Consider the following 25,546-nt stretch of genomic DNA (forward strand, 5'->3'; position numbering starts at 1 on the left):
GCGGGGTGGAGCAGCCCGGTAGCTCGTCAGGCTCATAACCTGAAGGTCGTAGGTTCAAATCCTACCCCCGCAACCAAAAAATTACCGACATATCAACACGTTACGCCCCACTCGCGCGGGGCCTTCTGCGTTGGCAATACAGCCGTGGAAGCACTTCGGATGGCGGCAAGCGAAAGATAAACCACAAGACCCTGCCATTGCAGGGCAGTGCGCAGCCAGAGCCGGATCGAACCGGCTACCCGTTTCGCGACAGCAGGGCCAAGACGTCGGAGCGGTGCAAGAGCCCGATCAACGTGGTGTCGTCCAATACTGGAAAGACCCGGTGCGGGGAGGACAGGAACATTTCCGCCGCCTGTATGATGTTCAACTGTGCCGAGATCCACACCACGTCCGACGTCATGTGCTCGGCCACGCGACCTGACCAATCTTGGTAGTAGCTTGCATGTAGCGCCGGACGAAAACAGTCTTTCTGGGTCAGGACGCCGGTCAACCGACCATCCTCGGTGATGACGGGGGCGGCTGGTTCGTTATGGTCCACCAGCAGTGACACGGCGCGCCGGATCGGCATGTCCGGGGTCAGGGTGACGATCTCGGTCCGGGTGATCGGGCTAATTGTCAGTTCGGTCATTCACTCGCCTCCCCGGTCGTCTTGCGATGGGGGCAGGCCGCGCAGGACAGGCCGGATTGGCAGGCCGACGCGCCGCAACTGGTCTTGGCCGGACCGCGCCCGAGGGCGAGGCCGATGCCGATGCCGCCTGCGGCCAGTGCAAAGACGATGATTGTGAAGAGAAACTCGATCACAGCACCACCTCGCCAATGGTCCCGGTCCGAACCTGTCGCAAGGCCTCGTTCTCTTCCACCAAAAACAGTGCGGCGATCCCGTGGCGGCGGGCCAGCTCCGGTCCCCGGATCTCGCCTGCCGCGAAGAGGGCCGTGGCCCATCCGTCGGCGATCATTGCCTCCGGGGCGATCACGCTGACCGACCGCAATCGGCCGGTGGCCGGGCTGTCTGTCGCGGGGTCGATGATATGGCCGTAGTCTCTGTCGCCAAGACGGTAGCTTTGCGTTCTCAGGCCCGAGGTTGCCACCGCCATCCCGTCAGCCAATTGCAGGATCGCGGGCGGTGTCATGCTGCCCAACGGATCTTCGACAGCCACCTGCCATGGACGGCCATCGGGGTGCGTCCCGATGGCACGAAGCTCGCCTCCCAGATCCATCAGCAGTTGATCGTGCCCGTCCTGTCGGGCCATGTCCAGCGCGCGGTCAAGGGCCCACCCCTTGGCGATCCCGCACAAATCCAGTGTAACCCCGGCGTGGAAGGTCGTCAGGTCAGCACCATCCACGGTGAGATCCCGCCAGTCGCACGTGTCGCTGCCGGTGATCGGACCGAAGCCCCACCGCGCCACCAGCGGGCCGACGGTCGGGTCGAATGCGCCGTCGCTGCTGGCCGCCAGATCAAGGGCCGCTCTGGTGACCGTGGCCATCTGGTCGGGCAGCCTGTGCACGCCCGGCGCCGCGGCGTTGACAGTGCTGATCGCGCTGTCGGGGCGCCACGGGGACATCTGGCGGTCGATCTCGGCAAACAGCTGGTCCAAGGCCGGGCGCAACGGGTCCAGCCGCGCGTCGGATCGTCCAGACAGGGACCAGCCGGTTCCGAAGGCGGCCCCGGTCATCGTGTCCAGAGGGCTGGCACGACCGATCACGGGCCAGGCCAAGGCGGCGCCGGTCAGCCCCAGAACACTGCGTCTATCGAGGCAGGAGAGAGAGGTCACCATGGGTCAAACTCCGAAATCGTCGTGGAAAATGGACCGTGGCTCCACGCCCAACCGGTCCAGCGTCGAGAGCACGGCCGAGATCATGACCGGCGGGCCACAAAGGTAGTATTCGCACTCTTCCGGGGCCGGATGCCCCTGCATGCTGCTTCTCAGGGTTTCGTGGATGAACCCGGTGCGCCCGGTCCAGCGATCACCGGGGGCGGGGTCCGACAGGGCCGGGAACCAAGAGAAATTGGGATGCCCGGCGGCAAGGGCCTCGAATTCTTCGGTATAGAACAGGTCCGAGGCCGTGCGTGCGCCGTAGAAATAGCGGATCTGCCGCGTCGTGCCGTGGCCAAGCTGTTCATGGATCATCGACCTGAGGGGCGCCATGCCGACCCCGCCCCCAACAAAAATCATGTCCCGCCCGGTTGGTTGCACATGGAAATCCCCGAACGGCCCCGAGGCGGTGATCGTATCGCCTTCGCTCAGGGAAAACAGGTATGACGAGACAATCCCCGGCGCGATCTCGGTTTCGCGCCCGGCGGGCGGCACGGCAAGACGGATGTTGAAGACCGCTTGCGCCGTGTCCTCGGCCCGGTTTGCCAGAGAATAGGCGCGCGTCACGGCGGTGGCCGAATTGACGGACAAACGGGTCCAGCCAGCCATAGCCCACGCGTCGCGGAAGGCGGGGGGCAGCGTGAAGGTGGAGAAATCCAGTGAAAAGGGCGGCGCGGTCAGCTGCATGAAGCCACCGGCGCGAAAGGAAAACGGCTGCTCTGGGGGCAGGTCCAGAACGATCTCGCGGATCAGGGGGGCCAGCATCCGGGTCGAGGCCACGGTGCATTGGAACCCGCCGCCACTGCTGAGGATGTCGTCGGGAACGGTGACAGCGCAATCGCCCCGCAGGCTGGTTTGGCAGGCCAGCCGCACATGTTCGCGCCGTTCCTTTGCCGACAGAACGCCGCGCTCGGTTGCCTGTGGCTCGCCCGCTCCCGCGCCGGTCACATGCACCCGGCACAGGCCGCAGGTGCCCGATCCGCCGCAGGCCGCCGGGATGCGAATGCCGCCATTGTGCAAAACCGACAGTAGCTTGGCGCCGCGCCCGGCGGTCAGATGCGTCGCCTCGTTCACGGTGACGTCAATGGCCCCTTGCGGCACCAGACGGCGGCGGGCCGCCAGCAACCCCAGCGACAGCCCCACGACGAGGATCACGATTATGGCGCTGGCGATAAGGATCTCGGTCATTGGGCCGCCATCTGCGCGAACGAGGAAAAGCCGAGCGACATCAGCCCGGCAAGGATGAACGTGATGCCAAGCCCCCTCAGCCCGGCGGGCAGATCGGCATAGGCCAGCCGCTTGCGCACCGCCGACAGCATGACCACCGCCACGGCAAACCCGACCCCGCTGCCGACCCCGAACACGGCGGATTCGGCCACGGTGTAGCGGCGTTCGACCATGAACAGGCTGCCGGCAAGAATGGCGCATTGCACGGTCAGCAGGGGCAGGAAGACCCCGAATGCCGCGTAGATCGCGGGAAAGAACCGGTCGAGCAGCATTTCCAGCAATTGCACGGTGGCCGCGATCACACCAATAAAGGCGATAAGCGCAAGATAGGACAGGTCAAGGTCGGGCATCCCGGCCCAGCCCCACGCGCCGGGGGCCAGAACGTAGGTATAAATCAGTTGATTGAGGGGAACCGTCACCCCCATCACCCCGGTGATGGCAACGCCGAGGCCGATGGCGCTTTCGGGGCGTTTTGACAGGGCCAGAAAGGTGCATAGGCCCAGAAACAGGCTGAGCGGCATGTTTTGCGCAAAGCTCGCGGACAGAAACAGCGCGCCGAGATCGGTCATTCTGCGGCCCCCCGGCGTTCAGTCGCGTCGAATTCCGGCGCTTCGGCCTGTTCGGGATAGATCGACCGGACCACCCATACGAGACCGCCAAGCAAGAAGAACGCGGAAGGGGCCAGCAACATCAGGCTCAGCGGCGTGAACCAGCCGCCACTATCGGCCAGTGGCAGGACGTTGTGGCCAAACAATTCTCCCTTGCCGAACAGCTCTCGCAGGCTGCCGATGATGATCAGCACAAGCGAATAACCCAGCCCGTTGCCGAACGCATCCACCATCGCAGGTCCGGGGGCGTTGTGGCGGGCAAAGGTTTCGGTCCGCCCAAGGACAAGGCAATTGGTCGTGATCAGCGCAACAAAGACCGACAGTGCGCGGCTGATTTCGGCGAAATAGGCTTGCAGGATCTGGTCAATCACGATCACGAGCGAGGCGACGATCACGATCTGCACGATCAGCCGGATCGTGTCCGGGATATGCCGCCGGATCAGGCTGATGACGCCAGCGGCCAAGGTGATCACCACCGTCAGCGAGGCCGCCATGGTCAATGCCGTGGCCAAAGAGGTGGTGACGGCAAGGGCCGAACAAATCCCGAGGATTTGCAGCGTCACCGGGTTCTGGCGGATCAGCGGGTCGGTCAGGGTCGACCAGAAGGCGAAGCGCGCGGCCATGGTTCAGAACTCCTGCCGCCGGATCGCGTCGATCAGCGGCCCATAGCCTTGATCGCCCAGCCAGAACCGGACGATCCGGGTGATGGCGTTGCTGGTGCGCGTGGCCCCGGTGATCCCATCGACCTCGTGGTTGCTCGACGCGGTGCCGCGGGCCACCGCGAAGCGGACGTTGCCCTCTTCGTCGCGGGTCAGCGTGCCGGGCCAGCTTGCCAGCCAAGCGGGCTCTTCGATCCGCCCGCCAAGGCCCGGAGTTTCGGAATGCCGGGTCACGGCGAGACCCGCAATGGTGTTCATGTCGCCCTGCATCGCCAGAACTGCGTCGATCCGCCCGTTATAGCCCTGTCCGCTGAGCGGCAGCAAAACCAGCGAAATCCGCTCGCCATCCCGCAGCATGTAGATCTGAACATAGTCCGGCCGCTGGCCGATCGACGCGATGTCGTCGCCGGGGCTGAGCGCCGTCCAGTTCGCGGGATCGGCGAGGGCGGTTTCCAGCGTGGCGGGCGTCACATCGGTCGCCGCGCGCCCGGTGTCGAGGTCGATGATGACCGTAGAAAGGGTGCCGCCGCTTTCCTCCAGCAAAGCCCCCATGCCCGGCACACCGCGCACCAGCGCTTCGATCCGGGCCTGTTCCTCTGCCGCGCGATTGGCGGCCTGGATCGGGCGCAACAGAACGGTCGCGCCACTGACCATCAAGGCACAGGCTGCCGAGACCAGAAAGGCCACGACAATGGTCTTGGTCCGGCTTTCGTTGGGAAGCGCGAGGAACCGGCGCAGGGGATTGCGTTCATGATCTGCCAAGGCGTCTTCTCCGGCGTAAGTGCCACATTTCGATAGCGGCCTCGTCAAACAAAGGGGCGGCAAGCGAGGACAGCAGCGCCGCGGCCACGGCCATTTGCAGCGGTGCGGCGCCGTCCCACCCATAGGCAAAGAGGCACACCAGCCCGCCAAAGAACGCCCCGTTCAGCCACCGGCCAAGCGCTGTCGCCGCGCTTGTCACAGGGTCGCAAACCAGCAAGACCAGAACAATGCCAGCAGCGGGCAGGACGGGGACGAGTGGCAGTCCGGCCGCAGCGGCAAGGCCCGTGACCACGGCGGCCCCCGCGATCACGGCGGCGGGCATCACACCGGTCGCCACGCCGATGGCCGCGGCGGGAAGGACCGCCCATATGACGGGTTGCACGAACTCGGGCCAGCCAAAGGCGGGAAAGCCGAAGCCGAGGAAGGACAGCGTCACCGTGGCGGGATTCACGACATTTCGGCCCCAGCCGCCAAAGATCAACTCGCCCATGACCGCGCCAAAGCTGATCCCGAGGGTCAGCCGGATCAGGCCAAGCTCCTCGGGGGCCAACATCGCCACGGCAAGGGCGCTGATCGCCCCGGCCAGCGATGGCGGCTGCGCGCGGGCCAGCATGAACACCAGATGCCAGCCGCCCGAGATGACAAGGGCCAGCACCAGACGCGCGGCCCCGTCCACCCCGTCGAACCAGAGCCAGACGATCGCCAATGGCGCGTAGGCGGCCATCAGCATCGTTGCCACGGTTTCCCGATCCCAAAGTCCCTTGGTCATGACGCGAACTCCGCCGCAATCCGGTCGAGCGCGGCCCGCAACAGCCTTGCCAGATCGGCCTCGCCGCCCAGAACGTAATCGGCCAGGGCGACATCTTCTTCCAGCAAAGACAGAACGCCCAGCTTCATCGCGGTTTCGTCATCGCCGCTCGCCAAGGCCCGCACGAGGGCGACGGCGGGCAGGGCGGCACCGAAAGCCTGCGTCAGGGCAGAGGTGGGAATAACCGGCTTGGGCAGGGCCGAGCGCGTCAGTGCTGTCAGGAACCAGTGGCGTTTGCCGGGGGCGGCCTCGCGTGGCAGTGCCGTCACCTGGCGGTCATTCGCGCCCAGCCAATGTGCCTGACGCCCGTCAAGGGCCGAACCCGACAACAGGATATGCGGGCCGGGTAGCATCAAGGATTGGCTGAGCCCGCGCAGATCCGCGCCCGGCTGTGTGCGATACACGCGGCTTTCGCGCAAAGCGGCGCCAGCCACCCGCACAAGCCGCGTCGCGGCGACATGACCGGTGGCCAGAAGGTCGCCAAGCGCGGCCACATCCTCGGCATGAATGTCCCAGACCGGGCAGTCCAGGGCGGCCGGGGTGTGGGCGTGAATGTGAAAGCCCGCCAATCCCTGCGGATGGCGCGGACCCGTTCCAACCGTCGTTATACGGCCCCCGGCCAGCCCTTTGTCGAAAAGGGCATCGCCCCGGGATTGACAAAGGATCACCGGCCCCTCGGTCAGCGTGGCCAGAGCGGCCAGCCCGCGCGAAAACGCCTCTTCGTGGCCCTTGAGTGCGCGGCGGGGATCGGGGGCATGCGGTCTGGTGTCCGCCGCCATGACGACCAGGGCGGACGGGGTTTCCGACGGGGCAGGCATTCCGCCGAAAGGGCGTCTGCGCAGCGATTGCCAAAGTCCGGCGCCTTGCATAAGCCTGCGCAGGGCTGCGGGTGTTTCGGCTTGGGTCGGGTGGTGGTGGCTGTCGCCGCCGCTGTCCCGAAAGAGCACGACTTCCGAAAGTTTCCGCCCCGGATGCAGCCGGATGCTGGCCACCGTCGCTGCCATTGGCGCGGTAAAACAGACCTCGGGATGATCGCGGCATCGCGCGACGGGCTGGCCATGGGCCACGCCCTCCCCTTCACCGACCAGCATCTCTACACGCAACGCGGCGCCCGCCGGGGCCGTGATCCCGGCCTCTTCGGTGATGTGCTCCTGCCCATCCGGCCCGGTCACGCAAGGTGACTGAATCCGCGGCGAAAGCCCTGCGCCAATTGCGAGGCATGGCATCATTGTCCCCCAGCCTTGATCTTGGTCATTCCGGCGTTTTGCATGAAACTGTAACACAGGTGTGTGTCTTTCATAGGGGCCGACACTTTCTTGGACCGAGGTATTTGACCATGAACAGAACGTCGTTTTTCTTCTTTCTTCCAGTGGCGATTGCCGCCCTGCTGCTATTGGGCGCGGTCAGTCAGCCCGCCTATACCCAAGGCGACGCGACTCCGGTCGCGGGGGACGATGCGGTTGTGCCCTTCGTGCTGCCTGAAGCCGGGCCATTTCATCCCGAACGGATCGAGATCGAAAACAATCAAGCGATCTCGGACTGGTACCGATCGGCCCATGCCGATGCGGCCTCTGAAGCGTTCCGCCATTGGGACGAAGAAGAGGAAATCCGCCCCGCCTGCGCCGTGTGTCACTCGGGCGAGGGGTTCCGGTCTTTCCACGGGCTGGACGGCAGCGCGCCGGGCTTGCCGGAGACCCCGGTGAATGTCGGTGGCGTGGTGGATTGCGGAACATGCCACAACGCTGGTCTTGCCAACGTGACAGAGGTCGTCTTCCCCAGCGGGGTTGCGCACCCCGTCACAGGGGTCGAGGCCGCGTGCATGACCTGCCACCAAGGGCGGTCGGCAGGGTCGACCGTGTCCGAGGCCGTCGCCGGAATGGACGAGGATCTGCCGAACGGCGATCTGCGGTTCATCAATCCGCACTACGCCACGGCCGCCGCCACATGGCTCGGCGGCTATGGCGGGGCGGGGTATCAATACGCAGGGCGTGAATATTCCAACCGGTTCTTCCACGCGCGCCCGATCTCGTCCTGTGTGTCGTGCCACGAACCCCACACGCTGGAGGTGGATTTCGAACCCTGCCAGACCTGCCATCAGGCCAACAGCATCGAGGAGATTAGGATTGCCCGGCAAAGCTATGACGGCAGCGGGGATCTCTCGGTCGGCATTCGGTCCGATATTCAGGCCAACGCGGCGCTTCTGCTCGACACGGTCGAGGCCTATGGCGCCCGGATTGCCGGGGTGCCGATCATCTACGATGGCAACCGCTACCCGTATTTCTTCGCGGATGCCAATGGTGACGGCATTGTCGATGACCGGGACGGCCAGCCGGTGGCCTATTCCAGCTGGACGCCGCGAATGTTGATCGCGGCCTATAACTGGAAGCTGGTGACAGCCGATCCGGGGGCGTTTGCCCACAATCCCTATTACGCGCTGGAATTGCTCTACGACTCGATCGAAGACCTGTCCGGCCCGCTGGGGATCGACATGGGAAGCCTGAACATCCTGCGGTAAGGGCCCCGGCAGCCGTTGCGATCCGCAACGATTGGCGCCGCCTTTGCCGTGCCCCCAACCGCCCTGTCCCGCCCGAGCGCTAGCCCGCCGGGCGGGCTTTTGCTCTTCCAATCCTCTGGCGAAGTGCTTACGACTTGGGGCAAGGCCCCTTGTTTCATAGGGCGCGCGGCCAGACGCGGCCGAAACGGGAACAGGACGGGAAAGACGGCATGTACGATCAGGGCGGCACCCCCGGCGGCGCCATCACGGCAGAACGGTTGCGCGACGCCATCTTGCGGCATCTCAAGACCTCGCAGGGGATCGACGCGGCCCATGCCACGACCTACCACTGGCGGATGGCCCTGTCCTTGTCGCTGCGCGATCTGGTGGTCGACCCGTGGTTCGCATCCACCCGCGCCACATACGCGGCCAAGGGCAAGCGCGTTTACTACCTGTCGATGGAATTCCTGATCGGTCGCCTGATAGAAGATGTGGCCGTCAATCTCGGCCTTGACGACACCGCCGCGCAGGCCATGAAGATGCTGGGGCAGGACTATGGTCGCGTCGTGGCAGACGAGCCGGACGCCGCGCTCGGGAATGGCGGTCTGGGGCGGCTTGCGGCCTGTTTCATGGACAGTCTTGCGACCCTTGGAATCCCGGCCTTCGGCTATGGCATCCGCTATGAACACGGCCTGTTCGAACAGCATTTCGAAGACGGCCGTCAGGTCGAAGTGGCCGAAACCTGGCTCAACCAGCGCTACGCTTGGGAATTCGAGCGCCCGGAAGTCACCTACACCATCGGGTTCGGCGGCACCCTGCACGAGACGGAGGCTGGTGTCGAATGGGCCAGCGCAGAGACTGTCATCGCATCGGCCTACGATACGCCGGTCGTCGGTTGGCAGGCGAAATGGGCCAACACCCTGCGCTTGTGGGCGGCAAAGCCGACCAAGGTGTTCGACCTCACCAGCTTCAACCGGGGCGACTACATCGGTGCAAGCCGACCCGAGGCCTTGGCGCGAACCATCTCGCGCGTGCTGTATCCCGACGACACCACCGAGACTGGCAAGGAACTGCGCCTCAAGCAGGAGTATTTCTTTACCGCGGCCTCGATCCAGGACTTGCTGCGGCGGTTCCTGTCAGAAGGCTACGCGATCGAGAGCCTGAGCGATCACGTCGCGATCCAGCTCAACGACACGCATCCGGCCATTGCGGGGCCTGAATTGGTGCGGCTGTTGGTGGATGGGCACGGGCTGACGATGGACAAGGCGATCAGCATTGCACGGAACTGCCTTGCCTATACCAATCACACGCTGCTGCCCGAGGCGCTGGAACGGTGGGATATCGGACTGTTCGAAAAAGTGCTGCCGCGCCACTTGCAGATCATCGAGGCGATCGAAGCCGATCATCTGGCCAAGACCGCCAGCCCCGTGCGCATCATCGAACATGGTAGCGTCAAGATGGGCGAACTGGCCTTCATCATGGGCCACAAGGTGAACGGCGTTTCGGCGCTGCATTCTGACCTTGTGAAACAAACCGTGTTCGCCGACCTCAACCGCGACTATCCCGACCGGATCATCAACGAAACCAATGGCATCACGCCGCGCCGCTGGCTGTATTCCTGCAACCCGCCCCTGCGCCGGTTGATCGACGACACCATCGGTACCGACTGGCCAGCCGATCTGGACAAGTTGCAGGGCCTTGTGCCGTTTGCAGGCGATGCCGGTTTTCAGGATCGGTTCCAGGCGGCGAAGGCCGAAAACAAGGTTGGGCTGGCCAATTGGCTGGCTTCGCGCGACGGCGTGACGATCAACCCGGCGGCCATGTTCGATGTGCAGATCAAGCGCATCCACGAATACAAACGCCAATTGATGAACATTCTGGAAACGGTCGCGCTCTGGAACGAGGTCCGGGAAAACCCGTCGGGCGACTGGACGCCGCGGGTCAAGATTTTCGGTGGCAAGGCGGCGCCGGGCTATGTCGTCGCCAAAGAGATCATCCACCTGATCAACAACGTGGCCAGAGTCCTCAATGCCGATCCGCAAACGCGGGATCTGCTTCAGGTCGTATTCCCCGAGAATTACAACGTCAGCATGGCCGAACTTCTTATCCCGGCCTCCGATCTGTCGGAACAGATTTCGACGGCGGGCAAGGAAGCGTCCGGCACAGGCAACATGAAATTCGCCCTCAACGGGGCGGCCACTATCGGCACCCTCGACGGGGCCAACGTGGAAATCCGGGACTGCGTTGGCGCGGAAAACTTCTTTCTCTTTGGCCTGACCGCTGCCGAAGTGGTTGCGCGCCGGGCCGAGCCGGGCTTTGCCCGCGCTGCCATCGCCGCCAGCCCGCGCCTGTCGCGGGTGCTCGACCAGATCGCTGGCGGGATGTTCTCGCCGGGTGAGCCAAGCCGCTTCGCAGGTCTGGTGCAGCGTCTCCACGACGACGACTATTTCCTCGTGACCTGCGATTTCGATGACTACTATCGTGCCCAACGCGAGGTGGATCAGGTCTACCGCGACACCGCACGCTGGACCGAGTTGACGGTGCTGAACACCGCGCGGGTCGGCTGGTTCTCGTCGGATCGCACGATTGCGGGCTACGCGCGGGACATTTGGGGGGCCAAGCCGCTTATCGGCCGGTCGGAGGGCTGAAGGAACAAGGGAAGATGCTGTGACGAAAACGGGCACCGAAGACCAAAAGGCCATTGCAGCGGGCACGCATGGAGACCCGTTTTCGGTTCTCGGGCTGCATGACCGTGATGGCGCCCTGACTCTCACTGCCTTTCATCCAGACGCCGACGGCATTGACGTCATCGACCCGAAAACCGACCGTGTGATCCTGTCATTGGCCCCGGTCGAAAATGCCCCCGGCGTCTTTTCCGGCGTGGCCGCCCGCCGCAGGAACCGGTTCGCCTATCGACTGCGCCTGTCCCGCAACGGGGTGACATGGATCGCCGACGATCCCTATCGGTTCGGCCCGGTTCTGGGCGATCTGGACGAACACCTGATCGGCGAAGGCGCGCACCACCGGCTCTGGACCGTGCTGGGTGCCCATGTGATGTCCCATGAGGGGGCCGAAGGCGTGCATTTCGCGGTCTGGGCCCCCAATGCCAAGCGGGTATCGGTCGTTGGCGAATTCAACGCATGGGACGGGCGGCGCACACCGATGCGGTTGCGCGGGCAGACCGGTGTCTGGGAGATCTTCGTGCCGGGCCTCAGTGCGGGCACGGCCTACAAATACGAACTGCTGGCCGCCGATGGCAAGCTGTTGCCGCAAAAGGCCGACCCGCTCGGTTTCGGGGCCGAGCATCCGCCACATACCGCGTCGATCGTGCGTGATCTGGGCCACCATCGGTGGGGCGATGCCGACTGGATGCAGGGTCGCGCCGCGCATCAGGCGATCGACAGTCCGATCTCGATCTACGAGGTGCATCTGGGATCGTGGCGGCGGGTCGCGGACGAGGGCAATCGTCCGTTATCCTATGATGAGCTGGCGCGCGAACTGGTGGCCTATGCCAAGGAGATGGGTTTTACCCATATCGAACTGCTGCCGGTGTCGGAATACCCGTTCGACGGGTCGTGGGGCTACCAGCCGGTCGGCCTCTATGCGCCGACGATTCGCCACGGCACGGCAGAAGAATTCCGCGCCTTTGTCGAAGCCTGCCATGCCGCCGGACTGGGGCTGATCCTTGACTGGGTGCCGGGCCACTTCCCCGAAGATGCGCACGGGCTTGGCCGGTTCGACGGCACCGCCCTATACGAGCACGCGGACCCCAAGGAGGGGTGGCATCCCGATTGGCGCACCCTGGTCTACAACTATGGCCGGGCCGAGGTGCGCAACTTCCTGATCGCCAATGCGCTTTACTGGTTCCAAGAACATCACGTCGACGGGCTGCGCGTCGATGCAGTGGCCTCGATGCTGTACCGCGACTATTCCCGCAAAGACGGCGAGTGGGTGCCCAACATCCATGGCGGGCGTGAAAATCTCGAAGCGATTTCCTTCCTGCAAGACATGAACGTCGCCGTCTATGGCGAGGTGCCGGGGATCATGACGGTGGCCGAGGAATCCACGGCCTTTCCGGGCGTCAGCGCGCCTGTGGATGCACGCGGGCTCGGGTTTGGGTTCAAGTGGAACATGGGCTGGATGAACGACACCCTGTCCTACATGCAAGAAGACCCGATCTATCGGAAATATCACCACTCCAAGATGACCTTCGGGCTGCACTACGCCTTTTCCGAGAATTTCGTTCTGCCGCTCAGCCATGACGAAGTGGTGCATGGCAAGGGCTCGCTTCTGGCCAAGATGCCGGGGCCGGAGGACGAGAAATTCGCCAACCTGCGCGCCTATTTCGGGTTCATGTGGGGCCATCCGGGCAAGAAGCTGCTCTTCATGGGGGGCGAGTTTGCGCAGGGCACCGAATGGAACCACGACAACAGCGTCGATTGGCATCTGCTGGACCGGCCAGCGCACAAGGGGGTGCAGACCCTGATCCGAGATCTCAACCGCCTGTATGCCGCGACGCCCGCGCTCTACCATTTCGACAGCAAGCCAGAGGGCTTCGAATGGATCGAGGACGGTGCAGACGAGGAATCCGTGCTGGCATGGGTCCGGCGGGGCAGGGACGACGAACCGCCGGTTCTGGTGGTCTGCAATTTCACACCGGTCGAACGCTCGGCTCGTCGCATCGGCGTGCCGGAACCGGGCCGGTGGCTGGAACGGATCAATACGGACGCAAGGTGCTATGGCGGAGGTGGCCGTGGCAACCTGGGCGCGGTGACGTCAGACGATGTCGCAGCGTCCGGACGGGCGCAGTCGCTGAGCCTGACCTTGCCACCGCTCTCAACCCTGATCTTCGCGTTGGAGAGAGGGTAGTTTCACCGGTCGATATCTAGTGGGAGGACCGAAGTATGGATAACGAATCTCAGCGTCTTGCGCAGCAATCCATGGCCTTTGTCTTGGCGGGCGGGCGGGGCAGTCGCCTGATGGAACTGACGGACAGGCGGGCCAAGCCAGCGGTCTATTTCGGTGGCAAGAGCCGGATCATCGACTTCGCCCTGTCCAACTCGATGAACTCGGGCATTCGCCGCATCTGCGTGGCCACCCAGTACAAGGCGCACAGCCTGATCCGCCATCTTCAACGCGGCTGGAGCTTCTTCCGCCCCGAACGCAACGAGTCGCTCGATATCCTGCCCGCGTCGCAACGCCTGGACGAAGAAAACTGGTACAAGGGCACCGCCGACGCGGTGACGCAGAACATCGACATCATCGAAAGCTACGCCCCCAAATATATCGTTATCCTCGCGGGCGATCACATCTACAAGCAAGACTATTCGCTGATGATCAAGCAGCATGTCGACAGCGGCGCCGAGGTGACGGTGGGCTGTATCGAGGTGCCGCTGGAAGACGCCAAGGGCTTTGGGGTGATGGCGGCGGATGCAAGCGACAAGATCACCGCGTTTGTCGAAAAGCCCGCGAACCCACCCGCGATGGCGGGGCGGCCCGACATGGCGCTGGCCAGCATGGGTATCTATGTTTTCGAGACCGAATTCCTGTTCCGTATCCTCAAGGAAGACGCCGCGGACGCTGCGTCCAGCCATGATTTCGGCAAGGACATCATCCCCGCGCTGGTGGCCAAGGGCACGGCAGTGGCGCATCCCTTCAGCCGCTCTTGTGTGATGACGGGCCTGGAAACCGAACCCTATTGGCGTGATGTGGGCACGGTGGATGCCTTCTGGCGGGCCAATATCGACCTGACCGATTTCACCCCGGCGCTCGACATCTATGACACCGAATGGCCGATCTGGACCTATCAGGAGCTGACCGCGCCCGCGAAATTCATTCACAACGAAGAGGGTCGGCGTGGGCTGGCGGTGTCGTCGATGGTGTCGGGGGGCTGCATCATTTCCGGCTCGCAACTGGAACGATGTCTGATGTTCACCGGGGTGCGCACGCATTCCTTCTCGCAACTCGAAGGGGTCGTCGCCTTGCCCTATGTCGAGATCGGGCGTAGCGCTCGGCTGACGAATGTGGTGATCGACCGGGGTGTCAAGATACCGGATGGCATGGTGGTGGGCGAAGACCCCGCCCTCGATGGCAAACGGTTCCGGCGTACCGAGAACGGGATTTGCCTGATCACCCAGGAAATGATGGATAGATTGGAGCCCTGACCCATGAACCTGCTGCTGGTCGCGTCCGAGTGCGTGCCCTTGATCAAAACCGGCGGTCTGGCCGATGTCATCGGCGCCTTGCCCAAGGCCTTGGCGCCGTTCGGGGTGCACGCGCGTATCCTGATGCCGTTGTATGCGGCGATCAGGGATGCGGCAGACGGCGCGGAATGCGTGCTGGACCTCGGGGCCGTGCACGGCGGGCCGGCGCGAATTCTGGCGACGACCTATAAGGGGCTCGACCTTCTGTTCCTCGACGCCCCGCACCTGTTCGATCGCAGCGGCTCGATCTACCTCAACGAGAAGGGCGAGGATTGGCCCGACAATCCCATCCGCTTCGGCGCGCTGTCGCTGGCGGGGGCGCGGGTCACGACCGAGGGGGTGGCCGGCTGGCGGCCCGATGTCGTCCATGTGCACGACTGGCACGCGGGGCTGGTCCCGGCCTATTTGCGGCAGGCAGGGGACATGACGCCCTGTGTGATGACCATCCACAACATCGCCTTTCAGGGCCTTTTCGAGCCGGAGGTCTGCGGGCCGCTTGGGCTGTCGCGCGATCTGTTCACCCCTGAGGGGATCGAGTTCTATGGCCGCGTCAGCTTTCTCAAGGCCGGGATCACCTATTCCGACAAGATCACCACGGTCAGCCCGACCTATGCCCGCGAATTGATGCTGCCCGAGTTTGGCGTCGGGCTGGAAGGGGTGCTGCAATCGCGCAAGCACGATTTGCTGGGCATTCTGAACGGCATCGACCTTGACCTCTGGAACCCCGAGACCGATCCCCATCTCGTGGCCCCCTATTCGGCCCGCAGCCTCAAACGCAAGGCCACGAACCGGACCGAGCTGGAAGAGCGGTTCGACCTTGTGGCCAACCCCGACGCCCCGCTCTTTTGCGTCATCAGCCGCCTGACCCAGCAAAAGGGCCTCGACCTGTTGCTCGATGTCTTGCCGCTTCTCGTGGACCGGGGTGCGCGGCTGGCCGTGCTCGGCAACGGGGAACCGGGGCTGGAGGCTGCGTTTCGCAAGGCCGCCATCGACTACAAAGGCTCGGTCGGGGTGATCATCGGCTATGACGAACCGCGCTCGCACCAGATGCAGGCCGGGGCGGATGCCATCCTTGTCCCCTCGCGGTTCGAGCCTTGCGGCCTGACGCAGCTTTACGGGTTGCGCTACGGCACCCTGCCCGTGGTCGCGCGCACCGGCGGGCTGGCCGATACGGTGATCGACGCGAACGAGGCGGCCTTGTCGGCGGCCTGTGCGACCGGCGTGCAGTTTTCGCCGGTCACGGCGGCGGCCTTGGGGCAGGCCATTGACCGAACCTGCGATCTCTTTGCCGACAAGACGCTGTGGCAAGGCATGATGCGACGCGCGATGCGCCATCCGGTCGGGTGGGACAAATCGGCCAAAGCCTATTCCCGGATGTTTGCCGGGCTGCCCGGCATCGCGGAGACCATCGGCGCATGAACCACCTGATTGCGGCAGGCTCTGCCACCCGCCTTGGGGCGCGGTTCGATGGGGACGGCACCAATTTCGCGGTCTTTTCGGCACATGCCAGCCAGATGGACCTGTGCCTGTTCTCGCCCGACGGACGCAAGGAAACCGCGCGTATCGCGTTGCCTGAATGCACGGGGCCGGTGTGGCACGGCTATATCCCCGGCCTCAAACCCGGCGCCCTATACGGCTTTCGCGCCCATGGCAGCTATGCCCCCGACCAAGGCCACAGGTTCAACCCCAACAAGTTGCTGCTCGATCCTTATACGCGCGAACTGGCGGGACGCTGGACCAACCACGACGCGACGCTCGGATATGTCAGGAAATCGGCCAAGGGCGATCTGTCCTTCGATCCGCGCGATAGCGCGCCCCACGTGCCGAAATCGGTCGTCTCCGATCCGGCCTTGCTGGATCGGTTGCGGGCCCATCCCGCCACCGACCGGACCGAGATGCTGATCTACGAAGCTCATGTGAAAGGGCTGACTCAGCAACACCCCAACGTGCCCGAGGCGTTGCGCGGCACCTACGAGGGGCTGGCCTCGGACGCGATGCTGGACCACCTGACCAAGCTGGGGGTGACGTCGGTCGAGTTGTTGCCGGTTCATGCCTTCGTCGATGACGGGTTTCTGCTGGAAAAGGGGCTGGTGAACTACTGGGGCTACAACAGCATCGGGTTTTTCGCCCCCGAACCGCGCTATTTCGGGCCTGCGGGCTTTGCCGGGGTCCGCGCCATGGTGGACCGGTTTCACGCTGCCGGGATCGAGGTGATCCTCGACGTGGTCTACAACCACACCGCCGAGGGTGACCACCGTGGCCCGACCTTGAGCTTTCGGGGCTTGGACAACGCCTCCTATTACCGGCTATCACATGGTCAGCCGCGCTATTACGTGAACGACACGGGCTGTGGAAACACGCTCAACGTGGCCCATCCCTTCGTGCTGCGGATGGTGATGGACAGCCTGCGTTTCTGGGTCGAGGGAATGGGCGTTGACGGCTTCCGCTTCGATCTGGCCACGACCTTGGGCCGGGAAGACAACGGGTTCGACCCCAATGGCGGGTTCCTCGATGCGCTGCGCCAAGACCCGGTTCTGGCAGGTGTTCACCTGATTGCAGAGCCGTGGGATATCGGCCCCGGCGGCTATCAGCTTGGCCGGTTTCCACCGGGGTTCGGGGAATGGAACGACCGGTTCCGCGACACCTCGCGCCGCTATTGGCGTGGCGACGATCACAGCGCACAGGATCTGGCGGCGTGCCTGCTTGGCTCGGCCGGGCATTTCGACCGCGGCGGGCGACGGGCGTGGTCGTCGGTCAACATGATCACGGCCCATGACGGGTTCACGCTGGCCGATGTGACCCGCTACGCCGAACGCCACAACCTTGCCAACCTGGAAGAGGGGCGTGACGGCCACCACGCAAATTTCAGCGACAATTGCGGGGTCGAGGGCGAGACCGACGATGCTGCGATCCTCGCCCGCAGGCAGCAGCGACAGCGAAACCTGTTGGCCACGATGTTTCTGGCACAGGGCACGCCGATGGTTCTGGCGGGGGACGAGATCGGCAACAGCCAGCAGGGCAACAACAACGCCTATTGTCAGGACAATCCGACAGGCTGGATCACATGGGACGAGGGCGACGAGACCCTCTTGGCATTCGTCACCCGGCTATCGGCCTTTCGCCGGGCGCATCCGGTTTTGCGGCAATCGCGGTTCCTGCATGGCGGCGAGCGTTTGCAGGACGCGCAGGCCGATGTGCAATGGATGGACCTGCGAGGCCGCCCGCTGCAATGGCGCGATCCCGGCCTGTCGACCTTTGCCCTGATCCTGCGCGCATCGGCAGAGGCGCCTGGGTATGCGGTCGATGACGACCCGGTCTTCCTGGTTTTCAACCGCGAGGATGCCTCGGCCAAGGCGACCTTGCCGCCGGCACCGGCGGGGCGGCAGTGGGTGCGGGCCATTGACACGGCAGCGCCCGAGGCAACAGCAAGCGTGGAAGAAACCCCGGATGCAGCGGCAGTGGCGGGCCAATCCGTGCTGGCCTTCGCCCTGACGGAGATCCCGGCATGAGCGGCCACGCGGCCCTCGATGCGCTTGCAGCCGCTTGCGGTGTGCTGCCGGAATTCATCGACCTTTGGGGCCAAGAACGTGTGACCCCGCCAGACACCAAGCGCGCGCTTCTGCGGGCCAATGGTCTGGCGGTGGACAGCGACGCGATGGTCGAAGAGGCGCTGGCGGATCTGCGGCAGCGGGACCGCACGCGGATCGCCCCGCCCGAAGTGGTGGGCGTGGCGGGAACGCCCACGATCATCGAAACCAGGGGACCGGTCGAATGGCGCGTGCTGCTGGAAGAGGGCGGCCTGCACGAGGGTTCTGCCGAGGGCCCACTCACCCTGCCGCCCCTGCCCGATGGCGTGCATGATCTGGTTCTTTCGCGCCCCGGCCAGCACCAGCGCGTGACTCTGATTCTTGCCCCCGCCCGCTTGCCATCGGTGCCGTCCGTCACCGGGCAGGACCGCATCTGGGGCGTCACGGCAGCGCTTTACGGGCTGCGGTCCGGGCGGACTGCGGGCTTGGGCGATTACGAAGATCTCGCGCGTCTGGCCGAAACCTTCGGTCAAGTCGGCGCAGGGTTTCTGGGGGTGAACCCGGTGCACAACTGGGGATGGGCCACCCCCGAGGCCATCAGCCCCTATTCTCCTTCGCATCGCGGGTATCTCAACACCGCCCACATTGCCGTGGATTGCGTGCCCGGATTGGACACCCACCCCGAAGCGCGGCGCATTTGTGCGGAGGTGCAGGGCGCTGCCGGTCAAGGCGCGCTTATCGACTATGCCGCTGCGACGGGGGCCGTGCGCCGCGCCTTGACCAAGCTTTACGCGCTGTTCCAATCCTCTGCCCCCGCCCCCGCGCAGGCGGCGTTCGACCGGTTTCGCGCCGCGGGGGGCGACGGGCTGGACCGGTTCGCGCAATTCGAGGCACTGAGCGAGCGCCACGGCGGCGACTGGCGCGACTGGCCCGAAGCGTTGCACGACATGTCCCTCCCATCGGTCGTGTCCGAGGCCGCGCCGCTGGCCAAGCGGCGGGCGTTCCATATGTGGCTGCAATGGGTCGCGGACCATCAGCTGAACGCGGCACAGACCCGCGCACAAGCCGCTGGAATGCTGCCGGGGCTGTATCTCGACCTTGCCGTGGGGCCGCGCCGTGGCGGGGCCGAAACATGGAGCGAGCGTGATATGGTGGCCGATGGGGTTTCGATCGGTGCGCCGCCCGATCAGCTCAGCCCCGGCGGGCAGGCGTGGGCCCTCGCGGCGATGTCGCCGGTCAAGCTGGCCCGCACCCGCTATCGCGGTCTGCGCGGCATCCTGCGCCGGACCATGCGCCACGCGGGCATCCTGCGGATCGACCATGTGCTGGGGTTCAACCGCAGCTTCTGGCTGCCCGATGATGGCAGCCCCGGCGCCTATATGCGCCAACCCATGCAGGCGCTGCTGGCCATCACCGCGATCGAGGCGGCGCGGGCGGGCACCGTCGTGGTGGGCGAAGACCTTGGGCTGGTGCCGCCGGGCTTTCGGGAGTCGATGGCCGAAAGAGGGGTCTACGGCTACTCGGTGCTGCAATTCGAAAAGGACGACAACGGCCGCTTTCGTCCCCCCGAGGATCTGCGCCCGCAAAGCCTTGCCTGTTTCGCCACCCATGACACGCCAACGCTCAACGGCTATTGGTCAGGGGCGGATATTGGCTGGTGGCGGCGGCTCGGCTGGGGTGCTGCCGACGCGGGGGATGACTTGATCGCACGGCGAGAGACGGAAAAGCAGGCGCTGCTGGACGCGATCGGCCCGACGGGCGGGCAGGATGTGTTTTGCCGGGTTCACGCGGCCTTGGCCCGTTCGCCGGCAGCGATGGTCGCGGTTCAGCTTGACGATCTGCTCGGGGTCACCGAGGCGCAGAACCTGCCGGGCACGACCGATGAACATCCCAACTGGCGGCGACGCTACGAGACACCTGTCGAAGCCATCGCCGCATCCGCCAATGTCCGGATCGCCGCGGACCTGATGCAGGGCGCGGGCAGACATTTATCGACGACTATTGATTGCGAGGATCAGCCATGAAGACCGACACCATCGCCACCGCCCCGATTGAAGGTCAGGCCCCCGGCACCTCGGGCCTGCGCAAGAAGACCCGCGTTTTCATGCAGCCTGGCTATCTGGAGAATTTCGTCCAGTCGGTGTTCAACGCCATCGGGGGCGCGGCGGACAAGACCTTTGTCGTGGGTGGCGACGGACGCTATTTCAACAAACCCGCGATCCAGACGATCCTGAAAATGGCGGCGGCGAACGGCGCGGCGCGGGCGATCGTGGGGCGGGGCGGGCTGCTGTCGACCCCTGCGGCCTCGAACCTCATTCGCCAGCGCGGCACCGATGGCGGGTTGATCCTGTCGGCCAGTCACAACCCCGGCGGCCTCGACGAGGATTTCGGGATCAAGTTCAACACCGCAAATGGCGGCCCGGCCCCCGAGGGCGTGACCGACTGCATCGTGACAGAGACCAAGCGGATCGAGCGCTATTCCATTGTCGATGCCACCGATCTGGACCTTGGCCTGATTGGTGAGCAGCAGCTTGGGGGCATGGTTGTCGAGGTGGTCGACCCGGTCGCGGATTACGCCGCGCTGATGCAGACGTTGTTTGATTTCGACAAGATCAGGGCGCTCTTTGCCTCGGGCTTTACCCTGCGCTTCGATGCCATGCATGCGATCACAGGCCCCTATGCCAAGGCGATCCTTGTCAATACGCTTGGCGCTGATCCGGCCTCGGTCATGAATGCCGTTCCGCGCGAAGATTTTGGCGGCGGCCACCCCGACCCCAACCCGACTTGGGCCAAGGATCTGATGGGATTGGTGATGACCGATCTCGGCCCGGATTTCGGCGCGGCCTCGGACGGCGATGGCGACCGCAACATGATCTTGGGGCGGAACTGCTATGTCTCCCCCTCCGACAGCCTCGCGGTGCTGACCGCTAACGCCCATCTTGCGCCGGGATATGCCGACGGATTGGCCGGTGTGGCGCGGTCGATGCCCACCAGCCTTGCGTGTGACCGGGTGGCCGAGGCCATGGGGATCGCCCATTTTGAAACGCCCACCGGCTGGAAATTCTTCGGCAACCTGCTGGACGCGGGCCGGGCCACGATCTGTGGCGAGGAAAGCTTTGGCACCGGGTCGGACCATGTGCGCGAAAAGGACGGCCTATGGGCGGTGCTGCTCTGGCTCAATATCCTTGCCGAGCGGCGGCAATCGGTGGCCGAGATCCTGTCCGATCACTGGAAGACCTACGGTCGCAACTACTATTCCCGCCACGATTACGAGGCGATCCCCAAGGACAAGGCCGACGCTCTGATGGCGGGGCTGCGTGACAAGCTGAGCGATCTGAAAGGGCAGGGCTTTGCCGGGCAGATCGTAACCGGGGCAGACGAGTTTTCCTACCACGACCCTGTCGATGGCTCGACCAGCGCCCGCCAAGGGGTGCGCCTGTTCTTCGAGGGCGGGGCACGGGCGGTCTTCCGCCTGTCCGGCACCGGCACCGAGGGTGCAACGTTGCGGATGTATCTGGAACGTCTGGAAACCGACCCGGACAACCTGTTTCTGGATACCCAGGCGGCGCTGGCCCCGATCCGGGACGCCGCGAAAGAGGCGTGCGACATCGGCCTGACCGGCCGCGATGCCCCTGACGTGGTGACCTGACGGGGGTCAGTCCAGCGTCCCGCGATACCGTTTCAACGCGATGAAGATCACCACCACCATGATGATGGAAATCGCGACCATGTTGCCCGCGACATCGGCCAGCGTCGCGCCCTTCAGCATGACCTTGCGGGTCAGCCGCAGGAAATGGGTGGCAGGAATTGCCGTGCCAAGCGTTTGTGCCCATGCGGGCATTGCGGCGAAGGGAAACATGAACCCCGACAGCAGGATCGTCGGCAGGATCGTGAAAAACGAAAGCTGCAAGGCCTGCATCTGCGACCGGGCCACCGTCGAGACGAGAAAGCCGATCGCCAGATTGACGAGGATATAGAGGTTGAACCCCGCGAAGAACGCCACCGGGCTGCCGATGAACGGCACCCCGAACAGCGTGCCCGCCGCCACAAGGAAGAGAGCCGTCTGCACATAGCCCACCACCACATAGGGAATGATCTTTCCCAGCATCACCTCCAACGGGCGCACGGGCGTGGCGATCAGCGCCTCCATCGTGCCCTTTTCGACCTCTCGCACGATGGCGACGGCGGTGATCATCACCATGGTCATCGACAGGATCACCGCCAGCAGCCCCGGCACGATATTGATCGCCGTCACCCCCTCGGGGTTGAATTGGCGATGGACGGTGACATCCACGGGCGGCGCGGTCTGCGCTGCATAGGCGAGCGGGCCGGTCAGGCTCTCGGTCATGGCCGTGTCCACGATGCCGCGAATGGCACCGACCGCCCCCGAGGCCGCGACCGGGTCGGACGCGTCGGCGGCCAGCAGGATCGTTGGCCGCAGCCCGCGCACCACGTCGCGCTCGAACCCCGGCGGGATCACCACCACAAAATTGGCAGTGCCGTCGCGCAACGCGCGATCGCCGTCTGCCTGACTGGTGACAACGCCCTGAAAGTCGAAGAAATCCGAGGTCTCCATCCCCATCAGGATCGCCCGAGTCACCGGGCCTTCATCGGCCATTTCCACCAGTGTCGGCAGGTTGTGCGGGTCGGTGTTGATCGCGTATCCAAAAAGCAGAAGTTGCATTACCGGCACGCCGATCATCATCGCAAATGTGACGCGGTCGCGCCGCATCTGGATGAACTCCTTGACCAGAACCGCCGCGAACCGGGCGAAAGAGAACAGTTTCATGCCGCCCCCTTGAGGCCGAAATTATCCTCGCTGCCGGTCATCAGGTAGATGAAGGCGTCTTCGAGGCCGGCCTCGCGTTCAACCCATTTTTGCGGGCCTTCGGCTTCGTATCGCGTTGCCAGCCGGTCAAGCGCGGCCTTGTCCGTGCCCGACACATGCAGTGCGTCGCCAAAGCGGGCGATCTGCGCCACGTCCGGCTCAGCCCTGAGCTTGGCTTCAAGCGGGCCAAGCGCCTCGCCCGTCACCCGCCAGGTCGTCAGGCCGACCATGCCGGGGATATCGCGCGAGGGGCCGGAAATCAGCTTTTTGCCGTAGGCGATGTAGGCGATGAAATCGCACTGCACCGCCTCGTCCATGTAGTGGGTCGAAACCAGAACCGTCACGCCCTTGGCCGAAAGGCGCCGGATTTCATCCCAGAAATCGCGCCGCGCCTTGGGGTCGACACCCGCCGTGGGCTCATCCAGCAGCAATAGCTGCGGCGTGTGGATCATGCAGGCTGCCAGTGACAGGCGCTGTTTCCAGCCGCCAGACAGCGTGCCCGCCAATTGCCCGGACCGGTTCGCGAGCCCCAGATCCTCCAACGCCCGACTGACCTTTTCCTTCCGGTGCGGCAGCCCGTACATCCGCGCCATGAAATCGAGGTTTTCGCGGATCGTCAGATCTTCGTAGAGCGAGAACCGCTGCGTCATGTAGCCGACACGGCGTTTGATCTCGCCTGCTTCGCGGTGAATGTCGTAGCCCAGACAGGTGCCGCTGCCGCCATCGGGCGTCAGCAGCCCGCACATCATGCGAATGGTCGTGGTCTTGCCGCTGCCGTTGGGGCCGAGAAAGCCATAGATCGCCCCGCGCGGCACCGACATGTCGAAGCCGTCCACCACCTTGCGACCGTCGAAAACCTTGGTCAGGCCCGAGACCTCGATGGCCGGAGCGTCTTGGCCCTCGGTCATGGCAGGGGCCTCACGGTGATGGGCTGGCCGGGCAACAGGCCGCTGCCCGTCGTCAGGTCGGCCTCGGCGCGAAACACAAGGCGCGCACGTTCCTGGCTGCTGTAGATGATCGGCGGCGTGTATTGCGGGGTCGAGGCAAGGCGTGTGATCGTTGCGGTCAGCCCCGGCTGGCATCCGTCGCAGGACACCGCCATTTCATCGCCCGGCCGATAGGACGAGCGGTCGTCTTGCGGAATGAAGAACAGCGCCGTCAGCCCGTCGGGCGGCAGGATCGCCACCACCGGCGTTCCGGCCCCCGCGACCTCTCCGTTGTCGAAAAAGACCCGGTCGATCAGCCCGCCATGGGGCGACAGAACCACCTGATCGTCCAGCGCCGAACGCGCCCTGTCCGCCTCGGCGCGGGCGGCGTCAAGCGCCGCCTCTGCCGCGACCACTTGCGCGGCACGGGCGGGCAGTTCGGCCACCGCCAGTTGCGCCCTCAATTCCGCCATGCGCGCGGCGGCGCTGTCAGTCGCGGCCTGATCGTCATCGACACGGGCCTGCGCGACCGAGCCACGGTCGAACAATTGCCGGGTCCGTTCAAGGCGTGACTGCGCCAGGTCCAGTTCGGTCTCGGCGCGGGCCAGTTCGGCGCGGATCACTTCGGTCTCTGCCTCGCGGCTGCCGGTCAGCAGGTTGTCCAGCACCGCCTGCGCCTGCGCCACTTGCGCCTGGGCGGCGCGCAGGGCGGCCTCCTGCTGGGTCGCGTCGAGCCGGAACAGAACCGTGCCCTCGGTGACTGCGGCCCCTTCGGTGACCGAGATATCGGTGATCCGTCCCGACGACGCGGCCGCGGCGTAGACGTAATCGCCCTCGATATAGCCGTTATAGCTGTGCGGCGGCGGTGCCTCGATCTGTGGGTAGACAAGGGCGATCACGGCGATCAGCCAGTCGGGCAGGGTGCTCATGGCGTGTCTCCTGACACCGGGGCCAACCCGGCAAAGAGAATGGACAGGTGGTTGTCGATCAGGGCCTCCAGCCGCAGCCCGTCCTTGGGCGTGATGTCGAAGACATCGGCCAGCAGCAGGTGCATCAGGATCGGGCCAAGGATGGTGCGCACGGTCATTTCGGGGTCGATCGGGCGGATGAATCCGCCATCCACCCCCTGCGACAGCAGGCTGACAAGGGCTGGCAGCACCCGGTCGATCACCGCGTCGCGATACATCGCTGCCAGTTCCGGCTTGCCCACGGCCTCGCGGATCACCAGCTTGGGGATCGCCAGCGTATGCTCATCCGCCAACCCTGCCCGCAGCAATTGCGCCAGGCGCACCAGCATCGGGCGCGGATCGCCGCTATGCGCGCGCAGCATCGCCGCAGCCTGATCGGTCAGCGGTGTGAGGGCGCGGCGCACCAGACCTTCCAGAACGGCATCTTTCGACGGGAAGTAGAGATAGACCGCGCCTTTCGACAATCCGGCCTGCCGCGCGATCTGCTCGACCGTGGTAGCCGCAAAGCCCTGCGTTTCAAACAGCGTCAGCGCGGCATCGAGTATTTCGTCGGGGCGGGCCTCGGCCCGGCGACGGAATTTCGGTTCAGGGTCGGGTGCGGTCATGAGTGGCCTTCGGCGTCCGAGTTCCTCCTTAATAACTGACTGGTCAGTTACTAGCAAGAGTGGCGTGCAATCTCTGCCTGTTCTGCCAAGTCTATCCTTCAAAAGCGGTCAGCTTTA

21 protein-coding genes are annotated in these 25,546 nt (G+C 64.8%); 8 read left to right on the forward strand and 13 right to left on the reverse strand.

Annotated features, from left to right (window positions below; genetic code table 11):
* Nucleotides 1-235: 235 nt before the first annotated feature.
* The 9 genes from BKY27_RS05580 to BKY27_RS05615 are packed head-to-tail and all read right to left on the reverse strand — an operon-like array spanning nt 236 to nt 7,050.
* The gene (locus BKY27_RS05580) at nt 236-628 is read right to left on the reverse strand and encodes a CBS domain-containing protein (protein WP_071673471.1); all 393 of its coding nucleotides are present in this window, start codon (nt 626-628) and stop codon (nt 236-238) included.
* Entirely contained in the window at nt 625-801 is a 177-nt protein-coding gene (locus BKY27_RS20110) for a hypothetical protein (RefSeq protein WP_158514964.1), read from the reverse strand. The genes BKY27_RS05580 and BKY27_RS20110 overlap by 4 nt, the downstream gene beginning before the upstream one ends.
* Complete coding sequence (locus tag BKY27_RS05585) at nt 798-1,775, reverse strand: FAD:protein FMN transferase (protein ID WP_084667869.1); 978 nt, start codon at nt 1,773-1,775, stop codon at nt 798-800. Before BKY27_RS05585 ends, BKY27_RS20110 begins: the two co-directional genes overlap by 4 nt.
* Before the next feature lie 3 nt (nt 1,776-1,778).
* Entirely contained in the window at nt 1,779-3,002 is a 1,224-nt protein-coding gene (gene nqrF, locus BKY27_RS05590) for an NADH:ubiquinone reductase (Na(+)-transporting) subunit F (protein ID WP_071673472.1), read from the reverse strand.
* Nucleotides 2,999-3,610, reverse strand: a complete 612-nt coding sequence (gene nqrE / locus BKY27_RS05595) for an NADH:ubiquinone reductase (Na(+)-transporting) subunit E (protein ID WP_071673473.1) — start codon at nt 3,608-3,610, stop codon at nt 2,999-3,001. The genes nqrF and nqrE overlap by 4 nt, the downstream gene beginning before the upstream one ends.
* A complete protein-coding gene (locus BKY27_RS05600) occupies nt 3,607-4,272 on the reverse strand; it encodes an NADH:ubiquinone reductase (Na(+)-transporting) subunit D (RefSeq protein WP_071673474.1) in 666 nt (221 codons plus the stop codon). Before BKY27_RS05600 ends, nqrE begins: the two co-directional genes overlap by 4 nt.
* Before the next feature lie 3 nt (nt 4,273-4,275).
* Entirely contained in the window at nt 4,276-5,070 is a 795-nt protein-coding gene (locus tag BKY27_RS05605) for an FMN-binding protein (protein ID WP_071673475.1), read from the reverse strand.
* Nucleotides 5,057-5,839, reverse strand: a complete 783-nt coding sequence (locus BKY27_RS05610) for an RnfABCDGE type electron transport complex subunit D (protein WP_071673476.1) — start codon at nt 5,837-5,839, stop codon at nt 5,057-5,059. Before BKY27_RS05610 ends, BKY27_RS05605 begins: the two co-directional genes overlap by 14 nt.
* Complete coding sequence (locus BKY27_RS05615) at nt 5,836-7,050, reverse strand: Na(+)-translocating NADH-quinone reductase subunit A (RefSeq protein WP_233491782.1); 1,215 nt, start codon at nt 7,048-7,050, stop codon at nt 5,836-5,838. Before BKY27_RS05615 ends, BKY27_RS05610 begins: the two co-directional genes overlap by 4 nt.
* Before the next feature lie 164 nt (nt 7,051-7,214).
* On the opposite strand from BKY27_RS05615, the gene BKY27_RS05620 reads away from it, so the two are divergent.
* The 8 genes from BKY27_RS05620 to BKY27_RS05655 all read left to right on the forward strand — a co-directional run bounded on the left by BKY27_RS05620 (nt 7,215) and on the right by BKY27_RS05655 (nt 21,751).
* The gene (locus BKY27_RS05620; RefSeq protein ID WP_146636190.1) at nt 7,215-8,393 is read left to right on the forward strand and encodes a cytochrome c3 family protein; all 1,179 of its coding nucleotides are present in this window, start codon (nt 7,215-7,217) and stop codon (nt 8,391-8,393) included.
* 209 nt (nt 8,394-8,602) lie between these two features.
* Nucleotides 8,603-11,020 carry a glycogen/starch/alpha-glucan phosphorylase gene (locus tag BKY27_RS05625; RefSeq protein ID WP_071673477.1) on the forward strand — a complete coding sequence of 806 codons (2,418 nt, stop codon included), beginning with the start codon at nt 8,603-8,605 and terminating at the stop codon, nt 11,018-11,020.
* 19 nt (nt 11,021-11,039) lie between these two features.
* Complete coding sequence (glgB, locus tag BKY27_RS05630; RefSeq protein ID WP_071673478.1) at nt 11,040-13,241, forward strand: 1,4-alpha-glucan branching protein GlgB; 2,202 nt, start codon at nt 11,040-11,042, stop codon at nt 13,239-13,241.
* A gap of 35 nt (nt 13,242-13,276) precedes the next feature.
* On the forward strand, nt 13,277-14,536 hold the full coding sequence (gene glgC / locus BKY27_RS05635; protein ID WP_071673479.1) for a glucose-1-phosphate adenylyltransferase: 1,260 nt from the start codon (nt 13,277-13,279) through the stop codon (nt 14,534-14,536).
* Nucleotides 14,537-14,539: 3 nt separating this feature from the next.
* The gene (gene glgA, locus BKY27_RS05640; protein ID WP_071673480.1) at nt 14,540-15,994 is read left to right on the forward strand and encodes a glycogen synthase GlgA; all 1,455 of its coding nucleotides are present in this window, start codon (nt 14,540-14,542) and stop codon (nt 15,992-15,994) included.
* Entirely contained in the window at nt 15,991-18,084 is a 2,094-nt protein-coding gene (gene glgX / locus BKY27_RS05645; protein ID WP_071673481.1) for a glycogen debranching protein GlgX, read from the forward strand. Before glgA ends, glgX begins: the two co-directional genes overlap by 4 nt.
* Nucleotides 18,081-20,126: a 4-alpha-glucanotransferase gene (malQ, locus tag BKY27_RS05650; protein ID WP_071673482.1), complete on the forward strand. Its 2,046-nt coding sequence runs from the start codon at nt 18,081-18,083 to the stop codon at nt 20,124-20,126. Before glgX ends, malQ begins: the two co-directional genes overlap by 4 nt.
* On the forward strand, nt 20,123-21,751 hold the full coding sequence (locus BKY27_RS05655; RefSeq protein ID WP_071673483.1) for an alpha-D-glucose phosphate-specific phosphoglucomutase: 1,629 nt from the start codon (nt 20,123-20,125) through the stop codon (nt 21,749-21,751). Before malQ ends, BKY27_RS05655 begins: the two co-directional genes overlap by 4 nt.
* A gap of 6 nt (nt 21,752-21,757) precedes the next feature.
* Here BKY27_RS05655 and BKY27_RS05660 read toward each other — a convergent pair whose 3' ends face one another.
* The 4 genes from BKY27_RS05660 to BKY27_RS05675 are packed head-to-tail and all read right to left on the reverse strand — an operon-like array spanning nt 21,758 to nt 25,429.
* The gene (locus BKY27_RS05660; protein WP_071673484.1) at nt 21,758-22,891 is read right to left on the reverse strand and encodes an ABC transporter permease; all 1,134 of its coding nucleotides are present in this window, start codon (nt 22,889-22,891) and stop codon (nt 21,758-21,760) included.
* Nucleotides 22,888-23,838, reverse strand: coding sequence for an ABC transporter ATP-binding protein (locus BKY27_RS05665; protein WP_071673485.1), 951 nt, complete (start codon nt 23,836-23,838; stop codon nt 22,888-22,890). The genes BKY27_RS05660 and BKY27_RS05665 overlap by 4 nt, the downstream gene beginning before the upstream one ends.
* Nucleotides 23,835-24,785 carry an HlyD family secretion protein gene (locus tag BKY27_RS05670; protein WP_071673486.1) on the reverse strand — a complete coding sequence of 317 codons (951 nt, stop codon included), beginning with the start codon at nt 24,783-24,785 and terminating at the stop codon, nt 23,835-23,837. The genes BKY27_RS05665 and BKY27_RS05670 overlap by 4 nt, the downstream gene beginning before the upstream one ends.
* Entirely contained in the window at nt 24,782-25,429 is a 648-nt protein-coding gene (locus tag BKY27_RS05675) for a TetR/AcrR family transcriptional regulator (protein WP_071673487.1), read from the reverse strand. The genes BKY27_RS05670 and BKY27_RS05675 overlap by 4 nt, the downstream gene beginning before the upstream one ends.
* Between the last annotated feature and the right edge of the window lie 117 nt (nt 25,430-25,546).

The organism is Nioella nitratireducens (genome assembly GCF_001879715.1).
Classification (GTDB): domain Bacteria; phylum Pseudomonadota; class Alphaproteobacteria; order Rhodobacterales; family Rhodobacteraceae; genus Nioella; species Nioella nitratireducens.

Coding starts and splice junctions, on each gene's coding strand:
- BKY27_RS05655 (WP_071673483.1), top strand. CDS start 20,123: ATGAAGACCGACACCATCGCCACCGCCCCGATTGAAGGTCAGGCCCCC.
- BKY27_RS05660 (WP_071673484.1), bottom strand. CDS start 22,891: ATGAAACTGTTCTCTTTCGCCCGGTTCGCGGCGGTTCTGGTCAAGGAG.
- BKY27_RS05670 (WP_071673486.1), bottom strand. CDS start 24,785: ATGAGCACCCTGCCCGACTGGCTGATCGCCGTGATCGCCCTTGTCTAC.
- nqrE (WP_071673473.1), bottom strand. CDS start 3,610: ATGACCGATCTCGGCGCGCTGTTTCTGTCCGCGAGCTTTGCGCAAAAC.
- glgC (WP_071673479.1), top strand. CDS start 13,277: ATGGATAACGAATCTCAGCGTCTTGCGCAGCAATCCATGGCCTTTGTC.
- BKY27_RS05625 (WP_071673477.1), top strand. CDS start 8,603: ATGTACGATCAGGGCGGCACCCCCGGCGGCGCCATCACGGCAGAACGG.
- BKY27_RS05620 (WP_146636190.1), top strand. CDS start 7,215: ATGAACAGAACGTCGTTTTTCTTCTTTCTTCCAGTGGCGATTGCCGCC.
- BKY27_RS05675 (WP_071673487.1), bottom strand. CDS start 25,429: ATGACCGCACCCGACCCTGAACCGAAATTCCGTCGCCGGGCCGAGGCC.
- glgA (WP_071673480.1), top strand. CDS start 14,540: ATGAACCTGCTGCTGGTCGCGTCCGAGTGCGTGCCCTTGATCAAAACC.
- BKY27_RS05600 (WP_071673474.1), bottom strand. CDS start 4,272: ATGGCCGCGCGCTTCGCCTTCTGGTCGACCCTGACCGACCCGCTGATC.
- BKY27_RS05585 (WP_084667869.1), bottom strand. CDS start 1,775: ATGGTGACCTCTCTCTCCTGCCTCGATAGACGCAGTGTTCTGGGGCTG.
- BKY27_RS05665 (WP_071673485.1), bottom strand. CDS start 23,838: ATGACCGAGGGCCAAGACGCTCCGGCCATCGAGGTCTCGGGCCTGACC.
- glgX (WP_071673481.1), top strand. CDS start 15,991: ATGAACCACCTGATTGCGGCAGGCTCTGCCACCCGCCTTGGGGCGCGG.
- BKY27_RS05610 (WP_071673476.1), bottom strand. CDS start 5,839: ATGACCAAGGGACTTTGGGATCGGGAAACCGTGGCAACGATGCTGATG.
- BKY27_RS05580 (WP_071673471.1), bottom strand. CDS start 628: ATGACCGAACTGACAATTAGCCCGATCACCCGGACCGAGATCGTCACC.
- malQ (WP_071673482.1), top strand. CDS start 18,081: ATGAGCGGCCACGCGGCCCTCGATGCGCTTGCAGCCGCTTGCGGTGTG.
- nqrF (WP_071673472.1), bottom strand. CDS start 3,002: ATGACCGAGATCCTTATCGCCAGCGCCATAATCGTGATCCTCGTCGTG.